Genomic DNA, 26,971 nt, shown 5'->3' with positions numbered 1-26,971 from the left:
ACGGTCGCCCATGCGATCCATGCGATCCAATGGCAAGGCGGACATCACGATCCACAGACCGGAGGAGTTGAACACCTCGCTCCGCCAGGCCTGGCACAAGGCGATGGACGAGTCGCCGGACTACGCGAACCCTTTCCTGGCACCGGAGTTCGCGGACGGCGTCGGCCGTTACCGGGGCGGGGCGCAGGTGGCGGTTCTGCACGAGGGCGGGGAGCCGGTCGGCTTCCTCCCGTACGAGCGCAACCCCGTCGGTGTCGGCCGGGCGATCGGCCTCGGCCTCTCCGACTGCCAGGGCCTGGTGCACCGGCCCGGTGTCACCTGGGACGTCCAGCAACTCCTGCGCGCCTGCGGCCTGTCGGTCTTCGAGTTCGACCATCTGGTCGAGGAACAACAGCCGTTCGGCCGCCATGTCACGGGCACCTTCGCCTCCCCGGTGATCGACCTCAAGGACGGCGACGGCGAGGTCCCCTACGCCGAGTGGCTGCGCGGCGCGTACCCGGGCATCGCCAAGACGACGCTGAAGAAGGAACGCCGGCTCGGCCGCGACCTCGGCGAGATGCGCTTCGTCTACGACGACCGGGACCCCGAGGTGCTGCACACGCTGATGCGGTGGAAGTCCGCCCAGTACCGCAGGACCGGCCGCATGGACCGCTTCGCCCGCCCCTGGATCGTGGACCTGGTGGACCACCTGTTCCGGGTCCGCGAGGAACACTTCACCGGCGTCCTGTCGGTCCTCTACGCCGGGGACCGCCCGGTCGCGGCCCACTTCGGGCCGACGTCCCGCACGCTGTTCGCGGCCTGGTTCACGGCGTACGACCCCGAACTCCGGTACTACTCGCCCGGGTTGATCATGCACCTCAGGATGGCCGAGGAGGCGGGCCGGCACGGCGTGCGGCTCATGGACCTGGGGCGCGGCGACAAGGAGTGGAAGGACTGGCTCAAGACCCGCGAGCTGCGCGTGGGGGAAGGTTTCGCCACCCGCCCCCACCCGGTGGCGACCGCCCACCGCCTGTGGCGCCGCCCGGTCCGCGGCCTGCGCAACACGGTCCTGGCCCACCAGTCCCTGCGCGACCCGGCGGACCGCCTCCTCAAGACGGTGGGCGCGCTGCGCACGTCCGGCCGGGCGGCGCTCAAGAAGTGACGACGCGGCAACGTCGGCTCCGAAGGGGCCCTGGGCCGGGAAGCGGGTCGAGGGCCCCTTTTTTGGTGCCCCGGGTCCGCCCGTCACCCGCACGACAGGCAGCCGTGGTAGACAACGCCGATGAAGGTCGGAGTTGTTGGGTACCCGGCCGGCGGGCGACCGCGCGACAACAGGAAGGGGCAACCCGTGCTTCTGAAGACCTTCCGCTGGTCGTTCGCGGTCACCGCGCTCGGCCTGGCCCTGGGAGTCTGGTACGGCGGCTGGACGGCGTTCGGCGTCATCGCGATCCTGGCCGTCCTGGAGATCTCGCTGTCCTTCGACAACGCGGTGGTCAACGCCGGGATCCTGAAGAAGATGTCCGCCTTCTGGCAGAAGATCTTCCTCACGGTGGGCGTCCTGATCGCCGTGTTCGGCATGCGCCTGGCGTTCCCGGTGGTCATCGTCGCCGTCACGGCGAAGAAGAACCCGATCGACGCGGTCAACCTCGCCCTCACCGACAAGGACCGCTACGAACAGCTGGTCACCGACGCCCACCCGGCGATCGCGGCCTTCGGCGGCATGTTCCTGCTGATGATCTTCCTGGACTTCATCTTCGAGGACCGGGACATCAAGTGGCTGGGCTGGCTGGAACGCCCGCTCGCCAGGCTCGGCAAGGTCGACATGCTTTCGGTCTGCCTCGCCCTGATCGTCCTGCTGATCACGTCCTTCACCTTCGCGACCCACGCCCACCAGCACGGCGGCGCCCACGCCGACAAGGCCCAGACGGTCCTCGTCTCCGGCATCGCCGGCCTGATCACCTACATGGTCGTCGGCGGGCTCTCCGGCTTCTTCGAGGACCGCCTGGAGGCGGAGGAGGAACGGGAACGCGAGGGCGAACGCCCGGCGGTGGTGCTGGCGGGCCAGGCCGCGTTCTTCATGTTCCTCTACCTCGAAGTCCTGGACGCGTCCTTCTCCTTCGACGGCGTGATCGGCGCCTTCGCCATCACCAACGACATCGTCCTGATGGCGCTGGGCCTGGGCATCGGCGCGATGTACGTCCGCTCGCTGACGGTCTACCTGGTCCGCCAGGGCACCCTGGACGACTACGTCTACCTGGAACACGGCGCCCACTACGCGATCGGCGCCCTCGCCGTGATCCTCATGGTCACCATCCAGTACCAGATCAACGAGGTCATCACCGGCCTCGTCGGCGTCCTCCTGATCGGCTGGTCGTTCTGGTCCTCGGTCCGCCGCAACCGGGCGCTCGGGGAGGCGGGGGAGACGGCGGAGGCCGAGGACGCGGATGCGGCGAGAGTGCCGTAGCCCGGAAGAAGTCGCGGACCTCGCCCCTTGGCGAACGGAGTTGCACCCCGGTGAGTCATGGCACCGTCGATGTCTTCGTCAACTACCGCACGGCCGACACCGGTTACGGAGCGGCGGCGTGCTACGAGTCGCTGGCACGCGCCTTCGGGCCCGAGCGGGTCTTCCGCGACTGTGTGTCGATGCGGCCCGGCGAGCTCTACCCGCAGGCGATTCGGCAGGCCTTGGAGGAGACCCGGATCCTGCTGGTGCTCATCGGGCCGGACTGGTTCGCCGAGGACGCGGACACCGGCCGGCGGCTGGTGGACCGCGAGGACGACTGGGTACGCCGTGAGATCCGCCGCGCCTTCGAACGGGACATCCCCGTGGTGCAGGTGACGCTCGACGGCGCTCCTCTCGTCGTAGCGGACGAACTCCCGTCGGACATCGCGCGGTTGGCGCACTGCCAGGCGAGGCGCATCGCCCACCAGGCCCTCGGGGCCGACGTACGGCGGCTGGCGGACGGGATCACCGACCTGGTGCCGGAGCTGCTGCTCCCCGATCTGTTCCCTCCCCAACGGGAGTTGCCCGCCGAGCCGCTGCCCAGCATGCTGCTCCAGGCCGACTACGGCGTGGTCCCGTTCGAGCGGGCCGACGACGAACTGCCGCGCCTGGCCGAGTGGTTGGCGGCGCCGGACCAGCTCGCCGCGCGGCTGCTGACCGGACCGGGCGGCCAGGGCAAGACCCGGCTGGCGCACCGGCTCGTCGAACAGGCCAGGGCGGAGGGCTGGACGGCGGGTCTGCTCGCCGAACAGGTACCCGGGCCGGTGCTCGACCGCATTCACGAGTTCCGCGGTCCGTTGCTCGTCGTCGTCGACTACGCCGAAGGCCGCACTGATCAAATCGCCGCCGTCGCCTCGGAGTTGATCGCCCGCCCCGCCGAGCAGGGACCGGCACGGCTGCTGCTCGCCCGGTCCTCGGGCGTGTGGCCGCATCTGCTGCGCCGCCACCGCGACGACCGAATCTCGCTTCTCTTCACCGACCTGGCCGCGCACCCGCTGCTCTCGGTCGTCGCCGCGCCGGACGACCGCCCCGCCGAGTACGACCGGGCCCTGCGTGCCTTCGCGGCCCGGCTGGGGCGGCCCGTGCCGGTGACGGCCGCGCAGGCAGCGCCGGACGCGCTCGGCTCGGCACGGTACGACCGGGTGCTGGACGTGCACGCCGCGGCGCTGGCGGCGCTCCTCGACGGGGTCGTGGCGGACGCCGTACGGGATGCGGTACCGGGTGTCGTACCGGCCCGGCGCGATCCGCTGCTGCGGGTCCTCGACCACGAACGGCGCTACTGGGCGGCAACGGCAGTGCCGCACGAGCTGCCGGTGCCCGGGAGTCTGCGCAACGACCAAGTGGTCGCGGCGGCAACGCTGTTCATGGCGCGCGGCACGGCGGAGGCCCGCACGCTGCTCACCGCGCTGCCCACGTTCGACGGCGCGGGCCACGACGCCGTGGAGCGCCACCTGCGCTGGCTCGACGCCCTGTATCCCGGTCCCGACACCCTCAACCCGCTGCGTCCGGACCGGCTCGGCGAGGATCTGGTGGCGAGCACGCTCCTCGACCAGCCGGAGTTCGTCGGGTGGGTGGCACCGGTCGTGGGGGAGGTCCAGGTCACGCGGGCGCTGACGGTGCTGGGACGGGCCGCGCCGCGCCACCCGCACGTGAGGAGGGCGATGACCGACCTGCTGACAGCGGACCCGGCGGCCAGGCTGCCGCTCGCGATCGCCGTCGCCACGCAGTTGCAGGACACCACGCTGGTAGGGGTGTTGAGCGAGGTGAGCGGTGCCGCCGCCGGGCAGGGGCTCGATCTGGCGGAGTCCGTGCTCGGCCATCTGCCCGACAGCAGCCTGGCGTTGGCCGCGTACATGGTCGTCAGCACCCGGGCCGCCCTCGACGCGGAACGGCGCAAGGAGCGGCCCGACGCGGAGACGCTCGCCCAGCTGACCCACAACCTGTCGCTGCGGCTGACCGCCGTGAACCAGCACGACACAGCCCTCGTGCATGCCGCCGAGGCCGTCCAGCTGTACTCGCAACTGGCGGACGAAGAACCGGAGTTCACCCCGGACCTGGGCTCGGCGCTGAACACCCTCGCCGGCGCCCACTCCCACTCCGGTTTCCCCGAAGAAGGCCTCGAAGCGGCGGCCCGCAGCTGCGAACTCCTGAGCAGGGTCGCCGACAACTCCCCCGAGAACCGCCAGCGTTACGCCACCGCGCTCACCAACTACGGCAACACACTAGGTGACTTGACCCGCCACATGGAGGCGGTCGCCGCCGCGGAACACGCGCTGGAACTGACGACGGCACTCCACGAAGAGGCCCCGGACGAGGACCGGGTGGAATGTCTGTACCGGCTGGCGAACGCCCAGCACAACCTCTCCGCGATCCGGGCCGGGGCCGGCCTGCACGACGGCGCGCTGGCCGCCGCCAGGGAAGCGGCCCGGATCTTCCGGGACCTCGACGCAGCCAACAGCGACCGCTTCCGGGACGCCTACGTACGGGCCCTGGGCAACCTCAGCGGAGCCCACTCCGAACTACGACAGCCCCAGGAAGCGGCCGACGTCGCGGAGACCGCCGTACACCTGGCCCGTGACCTGGTGGACCGCCACGGAGAGGGATACCTCCACTTCATGGCGGACGTACTGAACAACGGCGGAGCGGCACTTCGTCGACTGGGCCGCCACGACGAGGCCATAGCCCAACTCACCGAGGCCGTGGCCCTCTACCGGACCCTCGCCGCCGTATCCCCGGCCAACGAGCTGCCCGCGCTGGCCGGCGCGCTCCACAACCTCGGCGACTGCCTCCTCGACACCAGACAGCTCTACAAGGCGCACGACGTCTACGACGAGTCGATCGACATCTACCGCAAACTCGCCGACCCCCGCCCGGACGCCACCGAGCCCGACCTCGCCGAAACCCTCCTGGCCCAGGCCGACGTCCTGCACGAACTGGGCGACTACGAGGAGGCGTTGACACTCGCCGCGGAAGCCGCCGAGATCCTACGGCGACTGGTCGACTCCGGCGGACCGGTACTGCACCGCAAGCTCGCGAAGGCGCTGCACCTGCTCGCACTGATCCACGAGGAGCTGGACCAAGGTCCCGAAGCCGTCGACTGCGCGGCGAGCGCGGCCGGATTGCTGGGTGAGCTGGTCGCAGCGGAGCCGGAAGACCTCTTCGACCTGCGTGCCGAGTGGGCGACCACACTGTTCACCTACGGCCGCGTACTCGACGACAACGACCAACCTGACCGCGCCGTCGTACCGTTCGCGCAGGCGACAGAGGTGCTGCGCGCACTGCTCCGGGAAGCCGACGAAGCCACCGACCACGACCACGACCGGGACGGCGAGCGCGACTTGCTGGGCGGAGTGCTGAACGACCATGCCATCAGCCTCAGTTCGCTCGGCCAGCACGAAGAGGCACTTGCCTGCATCGAGGAAGCCGTAAGCATCCGCCGCGCCCTGGACCAGACCGTCCCCGCGAACCGCATCGCCCTGTGCCAGTCGCTGAACAACCTGGCGGACACACTCAACGACCTGGAGCGCCGCGCTGAAGCGCTCGTACCGGCGGACGAGGCGGTGGAACTGGCGGTCGCCCTGCGAGAGGAGGACGACGGAGAACTGCTCGTGCAGACGCTCGCGACGCGGGCGACTGTGCGGGCTGGGGACGACAGGTCTGCTGTCGGGTCAGCCGTGGCGGACCTGGTTCGGGCTTGGCATGCGGCACTCTCGGCGGAGGACGACGCCCTGTTGGACGTTGTCCGGGACATCCTGGGAGACCTCGACGCCGAGCGCCCGCGCCGCGTCCGCCGAGCCTGGCGAGCGGTGACGAGCGAGCCGTATCCACTGGGTCGCACCTGACGGCCGGCCTGCCTCGGCCAACGCGGTGACTGTGCCCCGGCAGGAGTCGAACCCCATGGATCAGATCTGGCCGAGGTCGATCTCCACCGGGAAGGGAGCTGCCACCTTGAGGATCCCCATGAACACGTCTCCGTCCCGGTAGGTCTTCGTCGCGGGGTCGAGAACGTAGGTGTACACGAGAGGAACGCCTGTCGCGGCCTGCTCGATCCGCCAGTAGAAGCCGATGCCCGCCTTGGCGTACTGGTCGACCTTCACGATCCGGTCGGTGGTCTCCGAGCCGGGCGACACCACCTCCGCGACCAGCAGCACGTGCTCAGGGCGGGTGGGGGTGATGTCGATCGTGTCGGCGCGGTACACGACGACGTCCGGGCGGCGATTCGTGAGAGGGACGTCCTGAAGCCGGACGTCGAAGTCGGTGTCGGCGTTCCACTCCGGGCCCGAGGCGGCGTCCAGGGCGTTCGCCAGAATCCGGGCCAGCCGGTTGTGCCGCTTGGACGCACTCGGGCTCACGACGACCATCCCGTCCACGATCTCGATCCCGGCGCACTGCTCCGCGGACCAGGACTGGTACTCCTCCGCCGTGATCTGCTCATGCATCCACGCCGGGGCCATCATCTCGGCCGTCATGAAGCACCTCCCGGACGCTGTGCAGCGGGCCCGATCCCGCTGCGTTCAGCGTACTGTCTGCCGTCCGTCCGCCACGCTTGTCCCGCGCGCACCCACTGGCGGCCATCCGATCAGCGCGTCCACGGCGAGAGTTACGTCCTGGCGTCCTGGCGTCCTTCGGAGTGCGGGGGTTGCACGCTTGAGGGCCGGCCTGTGGAAACGGCATGATTGTTTGGACGGGCTACGAGAAAGGGCCCGGATCCGCCCTGGCGTGGGAAGGAGCAGACGTTTGTGAGGTGGGTGGCGAGCGGATCTCCGGACTCTACGAAACCGGGGGCAGCTCATCAGCGCTCAGGCTTCGCGACTACCCATCTCCCGTCTTCACTGAGCCGGCGATCGAGCTGCAGCTGCGCCCGGTTCAGGTCTGTACTCAAAGCACTGTCGTCGAGGAGGCGCGTTACGTATTCCTGCTCCCAGTGTTGATCTCCGATGGAATGTCTGGCGACTACCGATACGGGTGGCAAGGATGCCATTACGTTCCGTGGAATCGGGCACGTTGACCAAGTGCGATGCAAGTAGCACGACATCGAATTTGCGATCGAGGCGTAGGCTCTCAATTGTTGAGCATATCGTCTCGTTCCGGTGGATGCGGGAAAGCATTTCTGCCGACTCATCGACTGCCGTCACATGATGTCCGGCAGCGGCAAGCGGATGCGTTAAGCGACCGGCACCTGCTCCAAGATCTAGAATACGGGCATTCGGCGGGAGTGCGGGCTCGATGATCGCAGGTATATCCCCGGGCGGCAGGGTGGCCCACAACGGTCTTGGTTAGGCACGACCCGAGTGGGCGGTGAGCGCTCCGGCCCCAAGTGCTCCTATTGGTATCGCAAGAGCAGAGACGGTTCTGGTCAAACCGACGAAGCAGGGGCCGAGCCCGACGACGCGAAGAAGTCCGGCCAGGAATCCGTGCCGGATGATGCTGATCCGTTGGGAGAAATTTCGGAGATCACCTCTCCGTCCGCTCACGCACCGCTCACGTAAACGGCCCCGGACGAGACGTCCGAGGCCGAGTAGGAGCCCTCCCTGAGGAGGAAACCCCAGTTTAGAGCAGTAATGCATGGTGCCCCCGGCAGGATTCGAACCTGCGACACCCGCTTTAGGAGAGCAGCTGAATCCGTGGCCCATGGCTCCTACCTGCTTCTTTCGTCTCCAGAATGGCACCTGGAGCGCCTGAGAGTGCAGGTTTCGTCTGTGGTTCATGGCTAGGAGCATGGCCGCTGGAGGGATGCCGAGGCAGCGTTGCCTGCGGCCTCGTCTGGCATGGCTGCCTTACGGCGTGCTGACCGGCTTGTTGAAGCGCAGACAATCCTTCTGCCCCTGGGTCAGTCGGAACTCCCTCAGGAAACGGTTGGGTGCCTCCACCAGTCGGAACTGTTCATCCATCAAGGTCCAGTACCGAGTGCCCGGCGGGGACCGAGCGTGGACCAGCACCTGAGAGGCCCGCGACAGATCCGCCGGGGAGGCCTGCCAGGCAATAGCTCCCCTCCTCGGCAGATCTTCGACGGGTTCAAGGCCTCCATGGCACTAGTCCGGCAGCAAGCAGGCCTTTGGCTGAGGCGGTAAGGAAGCGGTCGTAGAGGGCCTGGGGGCTGCTGAGGGCCTCGTGGCTTCGAGTTGGGTTTCCAAGTTCGAAGCCGAACCCGTACAGCACGAGCACGCGCAGGTTTCCGTTTGCGGCATTCTTCCATTTTTGGGGCGGGTTGATCCGGGTGCGGGCATGAATCGTGCCCGTCGAATCCGTAAGGATTAAGCGGCTCCGACGGTGTCGCAAGTGCCAGCCAGTCGGGGTGGGGATGGTGAACGCGGCGGGTGTCACCAGTCGAAATCCTGAGCTGCACACACGATGGACCTGAAGCTCTAGGGAAGGGCCAGCCGCGGTACCCACGGCCAACATGTGTGTGGGCTCAATGATGGCGAGAGCGATGCTCCTTCCGGCCGGCCCTGGCAGCTGCTGAGTGGCGAAACCAAAGGCGTCAAAAGGTGGCTCAGTGGTCAGCGCCAGACGGGCATGAACGTCAGCCCGTTCGAGGATGCGAGTCAGATCAGCGTTCTGTTGCCAGCCTGGCGGCAATGTCCCGAGTAGCTGGTTGGCCTGCGCCTGGTAGCTATCGTGCATGGCAATGCTGGCCAAGCGGCGCAGCCGTTCGACGAGATGGCGGCGCAGGTCCTCCCATGGTGTTTCCTCATCCGTCGCCTTGTGCAGTGGGTGTGAGCCGATTTGGTGCATCAGCTCTTCGGAGGCCGGCACATCCCCTCGGGCAGCTGCGGCCACGGCCCTGAGCAGCGTGTAGCGCGTGCGTTCGACAAGGGGCACCTGCTTGCTGAGGGCGGCTACGTCGATCTCGCCGACGATGCGGTTCAAGAGGGCTGACGCTGCGTTGTCGCCGGTGAGAAGCCAGGCAAGCGCGCAGGTCATACCCGCGTTGTGCAAAAGCATCTGTTCCGAGTGACGGTGCATAGAGCGAGGTCCGGTATGCGAGAGGAAGCGATCGAACTCTGTCCCTGCCTCTTGCCAGCGTTCCTGAGCTGCCAGGGACTCAATCAGAACGCGCTGCACGTCAACGTGATGACCTGTCCAGATGTCGCCGTTGGAAGCCAGGGCCTCCCGCGCTGCATGTTCTGCTGCCTCAACATGGCCCGCATTGATGAGACGTCCAACATGCCGCGCCTGCGCCATCTCCGTCACCGTGGAAGGCGAGGGAAGCGTGCTACTCAGAGCACTAAAGGCGTCATGGAGGTGAGCGAGGTGTTCGTTACTCCCGTGCCTGAGCTGTAGTTCTTCCAAGACTGCGGCAGCTTCTGCAGTGAGAACGGCGGCGGCGTTTTGGGCGGACTCCTCCGTGCGGATGCGCTGAACGTAAGCGAGCACAGGGGTGAGCAGCTGCACGGCCTGGTCGGCTTCCCCAGGCAGCTCTCCGCGCTGGAGCACATGCGTCAATTGGATGCGCGTCTGGACCTGTAGGACTTCGTTTGGCGCTTCGATCTCGTCCAGCCAGGCCAGCTCAAGCTTGAGGAGGTCTGCGGCCTCCTGGATGTCTCCCTGGCGCTGCTTGAACCCTGCGAGATTTCCCAGCAGAACGGCTACGTGGTTGTCCTTCACCTTCCTCCGGCGAGCATGCTCCACCAGGGCCGCCGCGTGCTGAGCTAGTTCCCAACTGCGATCCGCGTGCTCGATCTCCATGGAGAGGTATAGCCATCGGTTGGTGTGGAAAGCGCAACGTGATAGCGCCGCTGCAATACCAGGCGACTGCTCGTAGTACTGGCGGAGAATTTGCTGCAGGACTGAATTCATCGACACGGTGTCGTTGACGCCCAGAGGGTGTTTGTCGGACAAAGGTGCCAGGGGCTCTGTGAACCGAACAAAGGACACTTTGATCAGAGCGCGGAAGATCTCCCGCAGAGGAATATCGTCCTCGTCAACGGCAGTGGGGAGCGGATCCGCTGGGACGTCGTCTGGCTCGACGAAGGCGCTAACCGCAGCAAGATGGATGGGAATTCGCTGCGGGGCGAAATTGGTGAGGTAGCCAAGGACCTCGCGCACTTGCCTGGAGAGTAACTGCTGACCGGCCAGGAGCTGGACCAGCCGGTCCAGACTCAGATAAACCGCAGCAACCAGGGTGCGTGGGTAGCCGTGAGGTACGGAGAAGCGGTCGTTCAGCGCGCGTGACAGCAGCGCATGGCGGTACCGGTCCATCCGGTGGGTTGGAATACCGCAACTGTGCAGGTAGCCGCAGGCCAACTCGATCGCAAGAGGCCATCCTTCGAGAGTCTCGGCCAGCGATACTAAGGCGTCGCGGTGGTGTGCTGCGTCCTCGTCTGTGAGAGCCATCCTTCGAGTGATCAGCTCGCATGCTTGGTCGGTGTTCATCCGGTCCACCGAGACTTGGTGTCCTAGCCGCGTCCACCCGGCATCATCGATGGAAGTGATCAACACGTCCCCGCGGCCAAGTCGAGGCATCCAAGCTGCGATGGTGTCGGCGAAGGCATCGTCGAATACGATCAGCCACCGGCCAGGCATCGCGCGGAGCAGTTCGTGCACCTGCTCTCGCAAGTAGCCGGTGTCAGGCTCGGGCTGAGGCGCCGTCGGCTGGCGGTGCAGGTGCCACCACAAGCGTCGGAACGAAGCCATCAGGGATTCGGCTGTGGAGGCGTCGGCCCAGAAGACGAGGTCGTACTGATCGGCGCTCTCAGCAATGTAAGCCGCCGCTGTGCTGGACTTGCCGATCCCTGATAGCCCGGTGACTACGCAGTACTTCACACCGTCTCTAGAAACATCTCTCGTTGGCCCCAGGGCAGCGGTGAGTTCTGAAAGGAGAGACGGGCGGCCAACGTCAGGTACGGGCGCCATCGACCCGTACACGACTCCCCAGTCCTTATGGCCCAGGGCACGGATGAGGACATCGTCTTCTACCAGCACCTCCTGCTCGAAGTCCGTGATGCTCCAGCACGCTTCCTGCGGGGTGGCGGCGCGGCGCAAAACCTCAGCGGTCAGGTAGCCGAGAATCAGTCCAGCCGAGCGTTCGCCGAGGCCGGCCCGGTGTCGCGTACGCCGCAGGCGCAGTTGATCATGTAGATCGCGGCGTAGGGCGGTCTCGTCTCGCGCATCGGTGATGATCCGGCACCGCCCCAGGCGCTCGACTTCATCGGCGGACAACGTCTGTAGCAGCGAACGGGCTTTGGGAGCCTGATCCAGCAACTGCGACAGGTGAGCCAGGAGTTCGGCCGGATTGTGGCGCTCTGACTTCAAGGCCGATGACAGTGACCGGCATTTGGAATCCGGTACTGCGGACGTGATCAACTCGTAGGCCGCAGCATCACATTTAGTGACCATGCTAGCCAAGATGGTGAAGGCCTCAGGGGCGCTGACCCGTCGACCAGGCGTGGTGCTCTTGACCTGCGCCGCCAGCAGGCAGTCACCGTTTCGGTTGACTAGGTCAAAGTCGACGACGTCAACGGCATCTGTGCTCGTGCCGGGAGGCGGTCCCTCGATTCTGCATTCGCTAACCTCGGCTCGGCCCAGGGCCGACAACAGCGCTTCGAGTGTCCGTAAGTACTGGTACTGAAAGCCACGGGCGGCAATGCGGCCACCATCCAAGCTGCTCAAAGCATGCCCCCTCAGCGCGGCAACGACTGTCGCGAGACTAGCCAGCACCTCTGACCAAGGGTGTCTCGTCCTGTGTGGGCGCTGAAGGCTAGTTTGCACCTGGTGGTCTTGGCTGACGCCATACGCGGCCGCACTCTCAGCTGGCGGTCGTGCCCGCACCAGGTACCGCCTGGTGTGCATGCGCCAGTCAATAGCACCGGGATCAAATGGGTGTGCCGCAGCGGGACTTCCCCCAGCTATCCCCCAGAGACACCTTGAGCGATCAAATGGGCTGCTCGGCAGCATCGACGTCAGCCCACAGTAAGTCTGCTGGATCGGTTAACCGCACGAGTCGCATATGCCCATCGAGGGCAGTTGGACGAAGCAGCGCTCACAGACCCGTAGGGGCTCATCAGTCCGCTTGCGGCGGCGCTCTACCGAGGCCTGCAGCCTGGGTGCGAGAGCCCGTACACCACCGCCGGGCGACAAGGTCGCCCCAAAGCGGCGGTAGCAAGCAAGACGTGCCTCGGCAGCGTGGTGCTCACGCTCCAGCTCGTCCTCAACTGGCGGTTGGCCGGCAACCGCCAGAACTTCCTTATAACCGTTGCCCACCTTGCCGTCGTCCGTGTGGACCACCAGGGCTGTCAGTGGTGGGTCGCCGCGGCGATGCGCTTCACGCACTACCAGGCCCAAGATGGGACCAATCCAGTTGTGCAAAAGGGTCTTGGTTCGGATGCCCGTCCTGCTCTGGGTCTCCTCCGCCAACTCCTTGTAGGTGATCACGGCGTGATACGTCTGCGCCACTCCTACGAGGATCAAGGCCGCTTCTGCGGCCCAGACTTCGCGTGCCTCTCGGCCTGTTGGCGCGGTGCTCTCCGCAGAACGGTCATGTTCACCCTGCCTCATAGCATCGACTTCGCCCTCGAAGTCAGGTGCTGCACCGCCATCAACTGAGCTCTGACTTATAAGCCAGCGAAAACTCAGCTCATTGTGCTAGCCGCTCATAGACGAGCACCTAGCTCATGCACGACTCTTATCTATTGGGCTTCTACATCATCCTGCGCAACCACGTGTGTTATAACTCCAGACCCTGTAGGCTCATGGCCTGATCACTGCGGCAGACCGACACGGAGGACGTAGGGCTCGTCGCACATTTGCGATACACCGCCTCCACATGCGTAGCTGAGGAATCATCGCGGCATCGCTGGACGCATCCTATTTCGGGCGATAACATCCCGCATATTGATTGCCGCCGACGAGCGGAGGATGAACATGTCTCCAGCGAAGAGCTTGCCCGAGCCTGGAATTGTCATTAATTTACCAGGTGTCGACGCGAACACTAGGGTCGCGGACTTGACGCTGGAGCAACTCGTGCTGGTGATCCACAGCGTTGTCAGCCAAACTGCGGTGCGCCCTAGGGCCTTTAGCCCTGCAGAGTTAGCGGAGGCAACCAAACAGATCTCCGCGCTCATTGGTGCAGGAAAGACGGGTAAAGCTACTGCACTGCAGCAGGGAATCAACGATATGCAGGCAGCTCTCCTTAAGAAGATGCCAAAGATATCAGGCGAAATAGTCGCACAGCCGCCTAAGCGCGCAAAGAGCAAGCGCGATACCGGGGGAAAGTCATGACCGGCGTCAGTCCTTCACGGTACAACGTCATAATTCCACTTCGCCGAGGTCGATCTCTTGTTTTTAACTCTCTTAGTGGTGCAACTGCCGTGTTGGAGAAACGTGAGAATATCAAGCTGCGCCGCTTGATGACAGGTCAGGAAGTTCGCCGCGACGCCGTATTAAAGACTCTCTTATATGGTGGTTTCGCTGTCGAAGGAGGAGTCGACGAGCTAGAAGCGATTGAGGACGAATATCGGCGTGCCCGGTTTGACCCGTCAACAATGGTTCTAACTATAGCTCCAACCTTAGGCTGCAATTTTGGCTGCGATTACTGCTTCCAGGGCATCGACAAACCTTTTGACAGAATGCCTTCCGAGGTTCAAGACGAGATCGTTTCCTTAATTGTCCACAATGCACCCACGCTGCGGAATCTTAGCATCGCTTGGTACGGGGGTGAGCCCCTTCTGGCGCTTCCTGAAATCATGAGAATGTCAGAAAGATTCACTAATATATGCGAAATTGAGTCCGTGCAGTACGACTCTCTCATTGTGACGAATGGATACAGGCTTACTGAGGAGGTGGCGAATCAACTGCATCAATCGAAAGTGCAAGTAGCGCAGGTGACAATTGATGGCGCGAAGGCATACCACGATAAGCGACGAATATTGCTCGGCGGTCAAGGAACATTCGAGCGCATCGTCTCCAATATTACGGGTGTGGTGAACAGTACACCTCTTCGAGTTGTGATTAGAGTCAACATTGACTCTCGAAATAAATCCGATGTACCAGATCTGCTCCACTTCTTCCACGATGCAGGTTTGAGCCACAGGAGCAATTTTAGTGTCTATTTTGCCCCCGTTGAGGCGATCACTGAAGGCTGCCACTCGGTTGCCGATCAGTGCATTTCGAAGAGTGGTTATGCTGAACTTGAGACTGATTTGCAACATCTAGCCTTTGATCTGGGTTTGGCTTCGTTGCCTTACCCTAAGCGATTTAGGGGCCTGTGCGGAGCGATGCGTCCCAAAGGTTTTGTTGTCGTTCCAAACGGCGACGTACATAAGTGCTGGGACACTGTCTCGCTTCCGCAAATGAAAATTGGCACCATCTTCGACCTTGATGCGGCAAGGACCTCGCAAATCGCCCAGGAATGGGCTGAATGGACTCCATTCAATAATGCTAGTTGTCGAAGCTGTAAGCTCCTGCCTAACTGTGCGGGTAATTGTGCGCACAAATTCATCAATCCGCAACAGACGCTCGGTGAAGCTGGGGCACTACCATGCCCCTCCTGGAAGTACCAGTTAAAGGAGAGGGTGGTTTCTCTTGCAATCCGTCAAGGGGCTATATGTGAATCTGATTTTGATGATGCTGCGATAAGTACTGACCCAACTGAGATATGCTCCGTACCGCCTCCCGAGGATATGATTAAGAGCTCGCGTGGCGTTCGAAAGCTACTTCCTCTGATAGTGGTAAATTAGCCATGCTTTTCGTAGTCCGACCGAGTGGGACAACCACTGCCAGTGGCGGCAGTGGTGGCGTGTGGGATCCACCCTGCGACGTAGATGTATTTCCCTGCAACCAAGAATCTTGTGGCTTGGACTTCTGCGCCGTCGACGCACCGGGAGAGCAGGAGCCGGAGCCGTGCGGAATCGAGTCATGTGGACTCGAGTCATGTGGACCCTATTCTTGTGCGGCTGATGTTTGCGGCGGCATGAGCTGCTCCTATGACGTGTGTCCAGCGGACGCTTGTGGCGCGGCCGGCTGCGCAGCCGATGCATGCGCGACGAATGCCTGTGCCGCTGCTGCGTGTATAGACAATGCTTGCGCCCAGCAGGCGTGTGGCGGCGACGTCGGCGGAGCGACCGGGTGCGACCACCAGGGGTGTGGGCTGGATGCGTGTGAAGGAAACGCATGTTGGGTCGACCTGTGCGGCGGGAATGTTTGTGGTGGACAAGCGTGCGGACTTGACCTTGGCCCTGCCAACGCTTGCGTCGGGGATTTGTGTGCTGTCAACTTCTTACCAGAGATCGAAGTACCTGTTGACCCAAGTGGTCCCCCATCCATCAATGTCACCGAAGAGCTTCATGAGGACTTGGTGATTATGTCCAGGAGGATTACTATCCGGGGAGAGGTCAAGTCCGCACGACCAACGGTGCTATTCGTCTTTGACTCTCAGAAATAGGGTATTGGCCAAGAGAGGCGCAGCATAAAACCTCTGGGCAATGCTGGATCGCCGATGAGAGGTGAGCAGAAGCGAATTCTCTGCACACACTCGCGCTCGGTAATGTCAAGATTGGGCACGGCGATCAATGCCCATCCACCTCATTGTGTTAGTCGTTGTAATTGCGGTACAACCGTAGCCACCAGCGGTGGCCAGGTGAGCACAGTTCCGGACCGTCGCAGCAGGCTAGTAGCGTGAGTGAGGTGGAAAGCGCTCGGGGCAAGCGAGCGCTCGCTCACAGCGTCTGGGGCGAGTTGACGGACCGAGCCCGGTGCGGGTCCTTCCCTGCAACCTAGGCAGCAGACGCACACGGGCGAGGGTCTGTATCTCCCAGGTGTCCCCCAGGAGGCTCGACACAGAGTGGAATGCCTGCTCAGCGTCTGGGAGCCAGCCCGCTGTAAATAGGCCGATGGCACCAATGGTGCACCTGGATGACTGCATGATGAAGAGCGACCGCATCCATCTGGTGTCCGAGCATGAAGCGTGGCTGGCGCTGATGGACGCATAGCTGGAGGTGTGTGCGTTCTGGCCCTGACACCAAGCTGGGGATCCTGGAGTGAGCCGCCTGGATGCGAGCTCGGCGGCGCTGTAGCCGGTCGCGGTGGCTGCGTGCATGTTTTGATCGCAGAAAATTCGGCTGAGGGTGCCAGCGAGTAGATCTCCCTAATACGGCTCCGCCCCCTTGCCGACGGCGTATAGCGACGGGTGAACGTGGTACGCGGTGGCTGGCTGACGCCCTCGGGAGCCGTTGCGTTCGCCCCGCGTCGGCCGTAGATGCCCCTGTTCTTCGAGCAGCGAGAGTGCCGGAGTCACGGACGCGACGGTTTTGAAGCGGCGGATAGCAGCGACAACATCTCTTGCCTTGAAGACACGGATTCCTGTGCGGGTCAGCCAGTCCAGGATCGCGCGTGCATCGTCAACGGCTGGTTCGGTCGACATGAGATCGAAGGCAGCCAGGGCATGAGCGGTGTAGTACTCGCCGATGGCGATGGCCCGTTCGATCGTGGCCGCCTCGATGGGCTGGCCCCAGCGGCCGTTGACGTGGTCGCCGAGGTGGAGCAGGCCGGCGATGCGGGCGACGGCGCCGACGTACTTGCCTGCCCAGTCGTCGATGTGGGCCAGAGGGCCGTCGGGGCGGAGCTTGGGTTCGATGTCCTCCTGGAGCTTGATGACGGCCTGGTCGGCGGGGCCGGAGCACTTGATGGTGACCGGCTCGGGGAGGTCGGTGAGGGTGTGTACGAGTGTGGTGAGGCGTGACGCGTAGGCGCGGGCCGTCTTCTCGGGGACCGGTGGGACAACGATCTTTCGGTAGCCGAGAGTTGAGGCAGGTAGAGAGAAGAGGAAGCGGGCCAGGAGGCCTCGGCCGCGGGCGCCCGGAGTCTGGGCCAGGTCCATGAGGACCGGTGGTTGCAGGGTGATGCCGATGGTCAGCGCGGGCTTCTCGCCGAGGTCAGCGTCGCGGGTGATGCGTTCGGCCTGGAGGCGCTCGCCCTTGTGTCCCTGCAGGAAGACGCCGAGGTTCGGGCGGGAGCTGTAGCGGCCGGCGATGATGTCGAAGAGGTCGCCCTCCGGGGAGAGCACGCCGAGACGGCCGTGCGTGGACAGGAGCTTGGTCAGGGTCTCAGGGGTGACGTCGCCGGAGGCAGTCAGGCGGGGCTTGGGCGGGACGACGATCGCCTCGGCCTCCATGCGGAAGGTCGTGGCGTCGGCGACCAGGGTGGGCGTCGAGCGAACGTCATCGACCTTGCGAGCCTTGGTCATGATGGCCTCGGCACGAGCCTCGGCGGCTTCCTTGGCGACCTCGGCCTCGATGATGGACGATCGTGCCTCCTCCTGGAGGGCCGTCTCGATGTCGTAGATCGGGCGGGTCATGGTCGCGAAGACGTCGGATTTGCGGGAGGCCGGTGGCATGGCGACGACGAGGTAGAGGTTCGTCTGCTCGGTCCAGCCGTCTCGGATCTGGACGTGGACGCGTCCGCCGGCCGCAGTGGAGAGCGCGGCGAGCGCCATGGTGGCGGCCATGTCGGGCGGGGTCTGTGTGAACTCGGCTACAGCGGCGACCTGTTCACCGATCCAGGCGGGGAGTGCGTCGACCGGGAAGGTAGGCAGGGGCTCCTGCATGCCGAGGGGAGTTGGGGCAGGCCACTGCTCATCGACGGCGCTGTCGAGGACACCTCGGGCAGCGGCGAGCAGCTGCGTACGGTTGCCGTCGGCTCCGCGGCCCGCCTGGACGAGGTGGGTGCCGAGTTCGGCCAGCCGCCGCTCTTCCGCGCGTTCGCGGACGATGCGTGCGTAGTACGAGCCGTTTCCGGTCGTGGGGACGGCCTGGACGCAGCTGTGGAGGTAGGAGGCACCACCGACGCGCGCAAGGTCGCCGGACTTGTTGAGGGCGTCGGCGAGGACGATGGGGTCTGGCTGGATGCCAGCGATGGCCAGGTCGCGGACGGCCCGCCAGATGGTCTCGTGAGCGGGTCGGTAGAAGACCTTGGTGTCTTCCCCGAGTTCGGCTTCGATCTCGGGAAGGACCCCGGCGTCGAGCATGACGGCGCCGAGGACGGCCTGTTCCGCGGCAAGGTCGTTCGACGGCGCTGTCAGGGGGATGACGTTGTCGTCGGAGTGGTGCTGGGGCGTGCTCACGCCGTTCCTCTCGGTGCTGTGGTGGTTCTGGGCGCCGGCATCAAGTTGGACAGCCAGGCTGGCAACGGGGCGGGAGCGGCGTCATGGACGAGGGTGAAGCGACCCCAGCGCGTCGGATTGCCCGCGGCGACGACGTACGAGCCGACGGTCCGCAGGCCGATGTGCCAGCCGAGGACGCTGTTCGGGCCGGGGGAAGCGGGTGGGCAATGGCCCACTGGGTGGCTGAAGTAGAGGTGCGTTCCGCCGAAGGGGGTGCGCACTGTGTACGTCTCGGTCGGGTATGCGGCGCTGTGGCGTTCGGCGAGCATGGCTAGGACGTCGGCCCCGTCGATGACCCCGGCCAAGTCCCAGTCGGGTGTTGGCCGGAGACCTTGCGTGCGTGGGACGAGGTCGAGCACGACGAGGCCAGAGGGACAGGGAACGATGCCGACGCCGAACGCGCCCGCGCTCCAGCAGCGGCGGATGCGCTCGGGATCGGTGGTGGCGCGGTCGTGCCAGTCCCGTACCGCCGGAGTGAGACCGCCGACCTGCAGTGGGAAGACGCGCCAGCCGCGCGAGGCCGCAGCCAGGGCGGCGGCCTCCATGTCCTCCCACTCCTGGGTGCGGTGACCAGTCACAGCCGCACTTCGACGTAGACGCGTACGAGGGTGCTGTCGCCGCGGCGGTTGGCGTATGGCTCGGACACCTCGACGATGGTGACGACCTGGCGGAGGCGTTCGACGAGCTCGACGGCCTCGTCGGCGGTCGCCATAATGCGGATCTTCACGCGGGTTCTCCTTCAGACTTCAGACAGGGGGAGTTCGGTCTGACCGGGTGCGACGAGTCGAGCCGCGCGGGTGCGGGCTGCAGTCGTGGCGTGCAGATCCGCGTCGTAGGCGAGGTGGCAGGCCTGGCACATGGCGGCGAGGTTGTCGTCGTCGCAGTGCTCGGGGATGTCGTCCAGGTGCGCGACGGTGAGAACGACCAACGAGCCGGTGGTCGGATGCGGCTCGCCGTGGACGGCCGTGCACCGTCCACGGTGGCGGCGGCCGCATCGTCCGTCGCACTCGCAGCGGCTGTCGGCGCGTTCGAAGCGAATGCGGCGGCTGATCTGGGGCCAGTCGCGTGGGTAGCGGCTGCGCATCTCGGGGCGGATGGGCATCAGCCGGGTTCTCCTCGTGGTTGGGGCCGGCCTCCCGGCGCGGTAGGGCTTCGCGCCGGGAAGGGGCGTCGTGGTGATCAGGTGTGGTCGTAGCGGTGGCGGGCGATGAGGAGGGCGAGCAGGCCGGGGTCGTTGGCCTGGCCCGCGTACGAGCCGGCCGGGGACCAGGCGTGCCACCAGAAGGCGACGGTTCCGTGGTGGTCCTCGCTGGTTACGGCGACGATGTAGCCGTTCATCTCGCCGAGCTGGACCGGTTCGCCGCGGTTCTTCTTCACGGGACTCAGTCCCTTCTCTTCGTATGCGGTCTGGCAGTTGAAGCAGTGGCCGTACCGGCGGGGCAGGCAGTAACCGACGTCGCGGCGGCAGGCCAGGCAGAAGCGGCGGGCTGCGAGGGCTTTACCGAGGGCCTCGATCTGCGGCCAGGTCATGACGCGCTTGGGTTTGGCCTGGCTGCGCAGGTAGAGGGCGCCTTCGCGTCGGCCTTCTCGCCACACCAACCGGGCGACGACCGGTCCGCCCGGAGCGAGCCGGTCCGACGCGAGCTGGCGGCGGGTGGCGTACACGGCGCGGTCGGCCTCGTTCCAGCCGAAGACCGGCAGCGCGCCCGAGACAGGGAGAGGCTCGGCAGTCATGCCGACGCAGCCCGGTCCTGCACGGGAATCGCGAGGCGCGTGCGGATGTAGCCCGGTGTCAGGCCGACTCTGGCTGCCACCTCATGCAGCGGTACGCCGCAGGACAGGAGGTGTCGGGCGTCGTTGAGATGCTCAGCGGACCTCGTACGAAGGTTTCTCACCTGGCCTTCGACGTGCGGCACAGCCTCCGGGTCGTCAAGGTCGCCGTCGTCCCATGCCATAGGCGGAGGCCAGCTCTGGGATACGGCATGTCGGCGGGCCCGTTCGGCCTGGTGGGGATCCACGCCGTGGGCTGCCGGATCGGCGTCCCACCATTCGTCGTACAGCGAGGCAACCCGACGGGCCGTTGACGCCACGACGAGGAGCTCGTTCAGCTGCAACGCCGGCGCAGCCGCTCCAAGGGCCTGCGCGATGTGTGCTTTCGGCCAACCGACGGCGACCAAGGCGCGGATTCGGCGCCAGGTCCCCGTGGCATCCACCAAGGCGCCGGCGGCGAGCAATTCGGCGGAGTAGCGCACGGCGAGCAGCTGCTCGGCAGTCTCGCGTCGGATCCTGCGGCATGGTGCAACTCCGCGGCCGGGAGCGCCGTACAGGAGCTTGTTGACCGTGCCCTTCGAAACTCCAGAGGCCTCGGCGATCCTGCGCCACCCCATGCCCTGGTCCATCAGCGCCCGGACGTGTCGGCGGACCGGCTCGGCGCCGACATACGGCTGCCAGGTTCCGTAGGCGGTCCGGCGAGCTCGGTTGTTCTCATAGGACCGGTTCGCATCCCGGCAGGCAGCGCAGCGGCAACCGCGGGCGTAGCGTGCACGGCTCCCGTGCTCGGGAACGGGACGGGTGGCCATCAGCGCTCACCCCGTAGGGCGGCGACCATCGATCCCCCGTGCTTGTTGATGTTCTCGGCCAGGACCGCGACGGCCCGCTTGGCGTCATCCACCAGGCCACGGCCGGTGGTGTGCTGTGGCGTGACCAAGCTCCAGCCGTCGTCGGCCACCAGCCGTACGACGGCGGTGGTCAGCAGGGCCGGGCGCTGCGAGTCCGGCTCCCAACGGGGCCAGTACGGGCCTGAGGAGTCGGTGTCGAGGGCCGATCCTCGCTGCCAGTCGCGCCAGGTGTACGGGATGTGCGTACGGCATTCGGCGCGCAGATCGTGGTGGTCGAGCGGGACCTGGACGTCGAACAGCAAGCGCCCCTCTCCGTCTTCGGAGAAGGCGGGGGTGATGCCGCCGAGGTCAGGCCGGATGCGCACGTAGCCCGGTGACATGGCGGGCGAGCTTGCGACTTTCCAGGCCGCCGCCGCGAACTCTGCGGGAGGCAAGGGCTGGTTGGGCTCGCCGTACTCGTGGAACCAGTCGGCGCGGTTGGCGAGGTAGGCGCTGTATCGAGAGTGACGGTCGGAGGCGTTCCGCGTGTCGTAGTCGTCGTCGACGCGGACCAGGATCGTGGGCGCCCAACTCGAGGTGCGGGCAGGCATGATGGATGAGCTCCTTCGCTCTGTGGACAGGGTGAGGGGCAAGCGGGACGCGATCCGTGGGCTGTAGGAGGCAGCGGTCGCGCCCCGCTTGCTGTGTGGTGTGCCGGAGAGGACAGGGCTTGTGGGTCAGGAGTCGTCGAAGCGGATCTGCTCGCATCCGTCGCACATTGGCACTTGGTCGTCCTCGTCGAGGACGGTCCAGGCGAACGGATCCCGGCGGACCCGGACGTCCGGCTTGGCCTCGCCGCAGAACTCGCAGCGCATCACGTCGACCGCTGCCACGGTTCGCCAGCGGTGATGGGCACTCCAGTCACCTCCAGATCCACGGCTCGTCGGCGTCGGCCGCGGTAGCCGCGGCCATCGCGAAGGCCTCGGCCTCGCCCTGCCAGTTCCGGGGCGTGAGCGGGGCATGGGCGGCGCGCATCAGGATGTTCGCGATGCGGTCGGCCTCATGGGGCAGCACGGTGAAGGGATCGCCCGAGGGGCGGTTGAACACGTACGCGATCGACCGCCAGTCCGCTGCGGGGAGTACGTGGGCCAGCTGCTTCGCGAGGTTGTCCACCGAGGTGTAGGAGCGGCGGACCTCGCCGTTCGGGTTGGTCCCGTGGGAGATGTTCCAGCCCATCAGATCGTGCTCCTTCCACGGCGGGCTTCGGCGGCTGCGGTGCGGAGCAGGGTGAGGACCTGTTGCTTGGTGCGGCCGGGGGCGTCGTTCCAGGCGACGAAGGAGCCGCCGCAGCCCCGGGCGAGGACCTGGTGGAGGTGGGTGCTGGCGCGGTGGAGGGTGTCGGCGTCGCCGTAGCCCAGGCGCAGCAGGACGAACTGGGCGCCGCGGATGCAGACTTCGCCCCTCTCGCCCCGGTCGCCGTCCTTGGCCCAGCCCCAGCGCTCGATGACCAGGGCGGTCAGCTCCAGGTGCTCGGCTGTGTTCATCTGGCGGCCGCCGGCGCCGAAGCGGTTACGGACGAGAGGGATCGACAGTGCCCAATCCGGCAGGCGCCGTAGGAACGCTGGAGGCGGAGCTAGTTGCGGGGAGCCGTTGGCGGCCGGGGCGGAGGCAAGGCCGCGCAGCGCCTCGTCGATGAGCTCCTGGGTGGTCTTGGTGACGAGCGGGTGGGCGGTGGTGCGGGTCCGGGCGGCGAGGTAGCGCTCGATCTCGACGACCAGGCCGTCGACGTCGATCAGCGTCTCAACAGCGGGTTGGGGAGCCCGGCTTGCTCCGGCGAGGGCGGTTGTGCTCATCTCGTACGTACCTCCTGCGTGCGCGAGTGCGCGGGTTGGGGAGGGGCGCCCCCTGGTGCTGTCCAGGCGAGAAGGGGGCGCCCCGGTCGTTGTCACAGGTCGTTGCGGTCGGTCCGGGTGGCGTTGTAGTCGGCGATCTCCTGCAGGGAGATCCCGGCCTTCCGGGCGGCGGCGACGGCGGCCGCCATCGGCTGGGGGTCGGTGGCGCAGCCGCTCTTCGCGTGCTGCCAGACCAGGTCCGCGGCGTTCTTGAGCAGCTGCTCGCGGTCGGCGGCGTCCACGGCTACAGCCGCCAGCCGCCGAGCGGGCGGCGCTTCTTGGGGTCGCTGCCATCACGTACGCGCTTGTCCAGGCCACGGATCTCGGCCTCGTCGAGCACGGCCTCGTACCCCTCGGGCAGGGGCCCGTCGACTTGCGGGGGCGGAGTGGCGATGTTGCGCATCCCGGTCGGGGGCTCTTCGTAGACGGGGCCGAAGTTCTGGCACAGGGCATTGGCGCTCAGGTGGCCGAACATCACGGAGCCGGTGATCGGGGACTGCCAGTTCGCGGTGTACGCGCTGAAGAGCTGGTCGTCCTCGTACGGCGCGAGGTTGGTCGCCATGTTGTAGACGACGTAGACGGTGACGCCCTTGCGGGCCCACTTGGCGAACTTCTTCGCCTCGGTGGGCTGCCAGACCTTGCCTGCCATGACGTGCTCCTTCGTTGTCGGTGTGCGCGAGTTGGGGTGGGGCGCCCCTGGTGCTGTCCAGGCGGGAAGGGGCGCCCCGGCGGGACGGGTCAGTGGTGGAGGGCGGCGAGGCAGTCGAAGCGGTCGCCCTTGCGGTCGGCGTCGAAGCAGCGGTAGGCGCGCTGTTCGTAGCGCTGCCTGCACTCGGTGGCGTGCCGGTAGACGCGGTCGTGGATCTCGTCGTGGGTCCCCTCGCCCTTCGACCCGCCCTCGCCGTCGCATTCGGTGCAGGTGATCTTGTCGAAGCGATAGGTGCTGGTGTCGACCCGTTCGGCCCAGGCCACGCACTGCGACTGCCGGCCCTGCGCGTGCTTGAGGACGTTGTGGGCGGCGACCTTTTCGAGTGCCATGCGGTGAACTCCTTCGGCTCGAGATCGGGTTGGGGAGGAGCGCCCGGGTGCTGTCCAGGCGGGCGGGCGCCCCGGTCGTACGGCGGTCAGCGGCGGCCGGTCTTCTTGAGCTCGAACTGGACCTCCAGCACTGCCAGGGCGGCCCTCACGGCGGCCTCGCCCCAGCGGCCGACCCACTGGTCGACGGCGTACGCGCCGCCGTCGGTCTGTCCGGCAAGGAAGAAGGGCTCCACGTTGACCCGGTAGTCCTGGATGACGGCGGCGAGTTGAGCGGCGGGGGTCGTGGTCATTCCTGATCTCCGTTCGGTTTGTTCCGGTTTGATGGGCGGTCGGTTGGGTGGTCGACCCCTGGTCGGCGCCGCATTTGCACCGGTTTGGTGGGTTGTCGGCGGGGCGGTCCGAGTGGTCGGCCGACCGGGTGGGCGTTCAGGCCGACCGGGGTGCATACCGGGTCATTCCGCTTGTCAACCGGGGGTCGACCGGGTGTGGGACCGAGTGGTCCGTCCCTATTTGCGTGCCGCGTCGGCGAGTTGCTCGCGCGTGTAGCCGTTGGGATTGGCCATGCCGTCTATCGCGCCGAGCTTGCGGGTGGTGCCGGCGCCCGCATCGCGCAACTGGGCCTGCAGTGACGCCGGGGCGAGCTCGCCGTAGCGCAGCGGGTATTGGAGCTGGAGGAGCTCGACCAGGCGCTGGGTGCGGATCCGGTCGACGCCGTCGTGGTCCATCACGGCGAGGCAGTCGGCGAGCAGTCCGCGGGCGGTGGCCTCGGCGGCGTGGATCTTGCCGTAGTCGACGGCGTCGCCGGTGAGGGTGCCCGCCTCCTCGCGCAGCTGGCGGCCGCGCAGGCAGATCTCCTTGAACTGGGGAAGGTCGATGACGTCCGCCTTGAGGGTGACGTGGCCGTCGTCGCTGCCCTGGTCCAGGACGACGACGCCGCGGCTGGCCTCGGTCAGCAGATGGGGAGCGGCGCCGTTCGCGACGGCGTCGTCTCCGAGGACCATCTTGGAGCTGCGGTCGCCCTTGACCCGGTAGGAGGCGCGCTTGGCGCACACCTCGCGCAGCTTGGTCGGCACGGAGTCGGCGTCCGGGCGCTGGGTGATGAACGCGCCCATGCCGCCGACGAAGCGGGTCACGCGCACGTAGCGGGCGAAGCCTTCGACCATCAGATCGCGGCCGGAGCGGGTCTTGACCCGGCCGCCGGCCTCCGGGTCGCGGTCGTCGTCGACCGGCACCTGGACGAGGGCGGCGCCGTCCAGGAGCTCCTGGAGCTCGTCGACCACCAGGAGGACCGGGCCCATGCCCTTCTTCGCCAGATCCGGGGTGATCTTCCCCTCGGGGACGAGCTCGGGGTCCTCCTCGTACAGGCGGTCCAGCTCGGTGCCCCGGTCCTGCATCTCCTCGATGGTCGTGTTCATCACCCCGAGGACCTTCCGGATGATCTCGGGGGTGGCCCCGGCGATCCACTGGTGGGCGATGTGCCGCAGCGGGGCCCAGTCGGGCCCGGTTTTGCCGGTGATGACGATGATCCGCACCGTCGGGTCCAGCGCGGCCGCGGCCGCCACCAGGCGGACGAGGTAGGACTTGCCGTAGCCCATCAGCCCGCCGACGAGCAGCGAGAACCAGATCAGGTGCAGGGTGTGCCGGTTGCGGCGGGCGTCCGCCCCCAGCGGCACGCCCTGCTGCCAGAAGTCCCAACTCGGTGCGTTGATCAGCTCGGAGGGGTGGCGGTCGGTGCCGTACGGGTTGTCCTCGTCGGCGACCCACAGCACGAACCGGCCCTCGTGGCCCTCCTCCGATGTGTCAGCGGAGATCTCGATGCGGGACTTCTTGATCCGCATCGCGGACGCGAGGTCCTCGACCCGGCTGACCGCGGCGGATGCCTTGACGCCGCGCGGCAGTTCGACGGTGGCTGTCCAGCCCGGTCCGGACGGCTGGATCACTCCGGCGAGGTGGGTCTCGTCGCGCTGCGCCTCGGTAATGATGCCCGCCTTGACCAGCGCGGTGACCAGGTCAGATTCGCCCTGGACCCGGCCCGATTCCCGCTTTTGCAGGCTGACCCTGCCGAGGTCGGCCAGGGTGTCCGGCACGAACGGCGCCGCCTCCGCCGGGACGACCTCGCCCGTCTCCTGGTCCACGACCATGACTATCCCTGCGGGGTTCTTGGTCAGGTCGACCGGACCGGTCTGGTCGGGCACCGTGGTGTCGTCGATGAGCGGGCGGGAGAGGTACCACCAGCCGAAGGGTGCAGCGCCGATGGCCGCGAGGGCGGCCATCGGCTCGGCGGTCATCACGTTCAGGTACACCACGACGACGCCGATGGCGCTCGCGAGGCGGCCGGCCTTCTTCGCCCAGCGGGCACGGCTCAGGGACCGGTCGTCGACCTTCATCCGGTCCGCGTCCGCGTCTCCCGCGATGAGGTCGAGCTGGGACCCCGTTCCCGCCAGTTGCACGCCGATCCCGGCCGCCTCCTCGGGGGAGGCGGCTCGCAGCTGGGCCTGCAGCGTCTTGATCCGGCCCCTCACCTCGGCTTCCTTGCCCCGCTGGGCCAGGCGGCGCTTGCGCTCGATCTGCTCGGCGAGGTGCTCGTCGGTGACATCCGCCGTCGCGAACCACATCTGCAGCCGCTGCGCGACCCGGCCGCGCTGCTCGGCGAACGCGGCCGTGGCCCGCGTACGGCTATCAGCTGCCCACGCCTTGGCCCGCTCGGCACGGCTGGGCTCTTCGACGTCGATGACCTCGGCGTCGACGACGTCGCCGTCGTTGTCTCCCGTTCGGTGGGGGTGCATTTCGATGGCCATCGGCCTTGGTTCCCCTCTCCCGGGGCGCGTCGCGCGCCCCGGCTAGCTGGCTTGCTGACTAGTTCGCT

The 26,971-nt window shown here is 66.4% G+C and carries 25 protein-coding genes and 1 tRNA gene; 6 read left to right on the top strand and 20 right to left on the bottom strand.

What is annotated here, in order from left to right:
* Positions 1–10 precede the first annotated feature (10 nt).
* The 3 genes from OC490_RS38250 (at position 11) to OC490_RS38240 (ending at position 6,324) form a co-directional block, all read left to right on the top strand.
* Positions 11–1,141, top strand: a complete 1,131-nt coding sequence (locus OC490_RS38250; RefSeq protein WP_262062650.1) for a GNAT family N-acetyltransferase — start codon at positions 11–13, stop codon at positions 1,139–1,141.
* 186 nt (positions 1,142–1,327) lie between these two features.
* Positions 1,328–2,443 carry a DUF475 domain-containing protein gene (locus OC490_RS38245; protein WP_262062649.1) on the top strand — a complete coding sequence of 372 codons (1,116 nt, stop codon included), beginning with the start codon at positions 1,328–1,330 and terminating at the stop codon, positions 2,441–2,443.
* A gap of 50 nt (positions 2,444–2,493) precedes the next feature.
* The gene (locus OC490_RS38240; RefSeq protein WP_262062648.1) at positions 2,494–6,324 is read left to right on the top strand and encodes a toll/interleukin-1 receptor domain-containing protein; all 3,831 of its coding nucleotides are present in this window, start codon (positions 2,494–2,496) and stop codon (positions 6,322–6,324) included.
* A gap of 60 nt (positions 6,325–6,384) precedes the next feature.
* On the opposite strand, the gene OC490_RS38235 is transcribed toward OC490_RS38240, so the two are convergent.
* The 5 genes from OC490_RS38235 to OC490_RS38215 form a co-directional block, all read right to left on the bottom strand.
* A complete protein-coding gene (locus tag OC490_RS38235; protein WP_262062647.1) occupies positions 6,385–6,951 on the bottom strand; it encodes a Uma2 family endonuclease in 567 nt (188 codons plus the stop codon).
* A 360-nt stretch (positions 6,952–7,311) separates the two neighbouring features.
* Positions 7,312–7,749: a class I SAM-dependent methyltransferase gene (locus OC490_RS38230; RefSeq protein WP_262062646.1), complete on the bottom strand. Its 438-nt coding sequence runs from the start codon at positions 7,747–7,749 to the stop codon at positions 7,312–7,314.
* A gap of 299 nt (positions 7,750–8,048) precedes the next feature.
* Positions 8,049–8,118, bottom strand: a tRNA-Ser gene (locus OC490_RS38225).
* Between the two features lie 379 nt (positions 8,119–8,497).
* Positions 8,498–12,094 (bottom strand): ATP-binding protein, encoded by a 3,597-nt coding sequence (locus OC490_RS38220; RefSeq protein ID WP_262062645.1) that lies wholly within the window; start codon positions 12,092–12,094, stop codon positions 8,498–8,500.
* A 318-nt stretch (positions 12,095–12,412) separates the two neighbouring features.
* Positions 12,413–12,877 (bottom strand): hypothetical protein, encoded by a 465-nt coding sequence (locus OC490_RS38215; protein WP_262062644.1) that lies wholly within the window; start codon positions 12,875–12,877, stop codon positions 12,413–12,415.
* Positions 12,878–13,426: 549 nt separating this feature from the next.
* Here OC490_RS38215 and OC490_RS38210 point away from each other — a divergent pair.
* Genes OC490_RS38210 through OC490_RS49650 form a run of 3 tightly spaced genes read left to right on the top strand, consistent with a single transcriptional unit; the run spans position 13,427 to position 15,863 of the window.
* Complete coding sequence (locus OC490_RS38210; protein WP_262062643.1) at positions 13,427–13,702, top strand: hypothetical protein; 276 nt, start codon at positions 13,427–13,429, stop codon at positions 13,700–13,702.
* Positions 13,699–15,159: a TIGR04463 family radical SAM/SPASM RiPP maturase gene (locus OC490_RS38205; protein WP_262062642.1), complete on the top strand. Its 1,461-nt coding sequence runs from the start codon at positions 13,699–13,701 to the stop codon at positions 15,157–15,159. The genes OC490_RS38210 and OC490_RS38205 overlap by 4 nt, the downstream gene beginning before the upstream one ends.
* A 2-nt stretch (positions 15,160–15,161) precedes the next feature.
* Positions 15,162–15,863: a Cys-every-fifth RiPP peptide CefA gene (locus OC490_RS49650; RefSeq protein ID WP_410099223.1), complete on the top strand. Its 702-nt coding sequence runs from the start codon at positions 15,162–15,164 to the stop codon at positions 15,861–15,863.
* 702 nt (positions 15,864–16,565) lie between these two features.
* On the opposite strand, the gene OC490_RS38200 is transcribed toward OC490_RS49650, so the two are convergent.
* The 15 genes from OC490_RS38200 to OC490_RS38130 all read right to left on the bottom strand — a co-directional run bounded on the left by OC490_RS38200 (position 16,566) and on the right by OC490_RS38130 (position 26,903).
* Complete coding sequence (locus OC490_RS38200; protein ID WP_262062641.1) at positions 16,566–18,539, bottom strand: DUF3987 domain-containing protein; 1,974 nt, start codon at positions 18,537–18,539, stop codon at positions 16,566–16,568.
* Positions 18,536–19,156 carry a bifunctional DNA primase/polymerase gene (locus OC490_RS38195; RefSeq protein WP_262062640.1) on the bottom strand — a complete coding sequence of 207 codons (621 nt, stop codon included), beginning with the start codon at positions 19,154–19,156 and terminating at the stop codon, positions 18,536–18,538. The genes OC490_RS38200 and OC490_RS38195 overlap by 4 nt, the downstream gene beginning before the upstream one ends.
* Positions 19,153–19,305 (bottom strand): hypothetical protein, encoded by a 153-nt coding sequence (locus OC490_RS38190; RefSeq protein WP_262062639.1) that lies wholly within the window; start codon positions 19,303–19,305, stop codon positions 19,153–19,155. Before OC490_RS38190 ends, OC490_RS38195 begins: the two co-directional genes overlap by 4 nt.
* A gap of 12 nt (positions 19,306–19,317) precedes the next feature.
* Positions 19,318–19,680 (bottom strand): hypothetical protein, encoded by a 363-nt coding sequence (locus OC490_RS38185; RefSeq protein WP_262062638.1) that lies wholly within the window; start codon positions 19,678–19,680, stop codon positions 19,318–19,320.
* A 77-nt stretch (positions 19,681–19,757) separates the two neighbouring features.
* The gene (locus tag OC490_RS38180; protein WP_262062637.1) at positions 19,758–20,312 is read right to left on the bottom strand and encodes an RRQRL motif-containing zinc-binding protein; all 555 of its coding nucleotides are present in this window, start codon (positions 20,310–20,312) and stop codon (positions 19,758–19,760) included.
* Positions 20,309–21,157, bottom strand: a complete 849-nt coding sequence (locus OC490_RS38175) for a hypothetical protein (protein ID WP_262062636.1) — start codon at positions 21,155–21,157, stop codon at positions 20,309–20,311. The genes OC490_RS38180 and OC490_RS38175 overlap by 4 nt, the downstream gene beginning before the upstream one ends.
* A complete protein-coding gene (locus OC490_RS38170) occupies positions 21,157–21,786 on the bottom strand; it encodes a hypothetical protein (RefSeq protein WP_262062635.1) in 630 nt (209 codons plus the stop codon). Before OC490_RS38170 ends, OC490_RS38175 begins: the two co-directional genes overlap by 1 nt.
* 126 nt (positions 21,787–21,912) lie before the next feature.
* Positions 21,913–22,068 (bottom strand): hypothetical protein, encoded by a 156-nt coding sequence (locus OC490_RS38165; protein ID WP_262062634.1) that lies wholly within the window; start codon positions 22,066–22,068, stop codon positions 21,913–21,915.
* Between the two features lie 28 nt (positions 22,069–22,096).
* Positions 22,097–22,411 carry a hypothetical protein gene (locus OC490_RS38160; protein WP_262062633.1) on the bottom strand — a complete coding sequence of 105 codons (315 nt, stop codon included), beginning with the start codon at positions 22,409–22,411 and terminating at the stop codon, positions 22,097–22,099.
* Positions 22,411–23,028: a hypothetical protein gene (locus OC490_RS38155; protein WP_262062632.1), complete on the bottom strand. Its 618-nt coding sequence runs from the start codon at positions 23,026–23,028 to the stop codon at positions 22,411–22,413. The genes OC490_RS38160 and OC490_RS38155 overlap by 1 nt, the downstream gene beginning before the upstream one ends.
* Positions 23,029–23,120: 92 nt before the next feature.
* The gene (locus tag OC490_RS38150; RefSeq protein ID WP_262062631.1) at positions 23,121–23,309 is read right to left on the bottom strand and encodes a hypothetical protein; all 189 of its coding nucleotides are present in this window, start codon (positions 23,307–23,309) and stop codon (positions 23,121–23,123) included.
* A gap of 2 nt (positions 23,310–23,311) precedes the next feature.
* Positions 23,312–23,716: a hypothetical protein gene (locus tag OC490_RS38145; RefSeq protein WP_262062630.1), complete on the bottom strand. Its 405-nt coding sequence runs from the start codon at positions 23,714–23,716 to the stop codon at positions 23,312–23,314.
* A gap of 89 nt (positions 23,717–23,805) precedes the next feature.
* Positions 23,806–24,105, bottom strand: coding sequence for a hypothetical protein (locus OC490_RS38140; protein WP_262062629.1), 300 nt, complete (start codon positions 24,103–24,105; stop codon positions 23,806–23,808).
* 86 nt (positions 24,106–24,191) lie between these two features.
* Positions 24,192–24,395, bottom strand: a complete 204-nt coding sequence (locus tag OC490_RS38135) for a hypothetical protein (RefSeq protein WP_262062628.1) — start codon at positions 24,393–24,395, stop codon at positions 24,192–24,194.
* Between the two features lie 216 nt (positions 24,396–24,611).
* Entirely contained in the window at positions 24,612–26,903 is a 2,292-nt protein-coding gene (locus OC490_RS38130; RefSeq protein ID WP_262062627.1) for a hypothetical protein, read from the bottom strand.
* Between the last annotated feature and the right edge of the window lie 68 nt (positions 26,904–26,971).

The organism is Streptomyces sp. STR69 (assembly GCF_024519455.1).
GTDB lineage: Bacteria > Actinomycetota > Actinomycetes > Streptomycetales > Streptomycetaceae > Streptomyces.
Note: the sequence above shows the minus strand (reverse complement) of the source record. Positions and strands in the feature narration are given on the sequence as shown.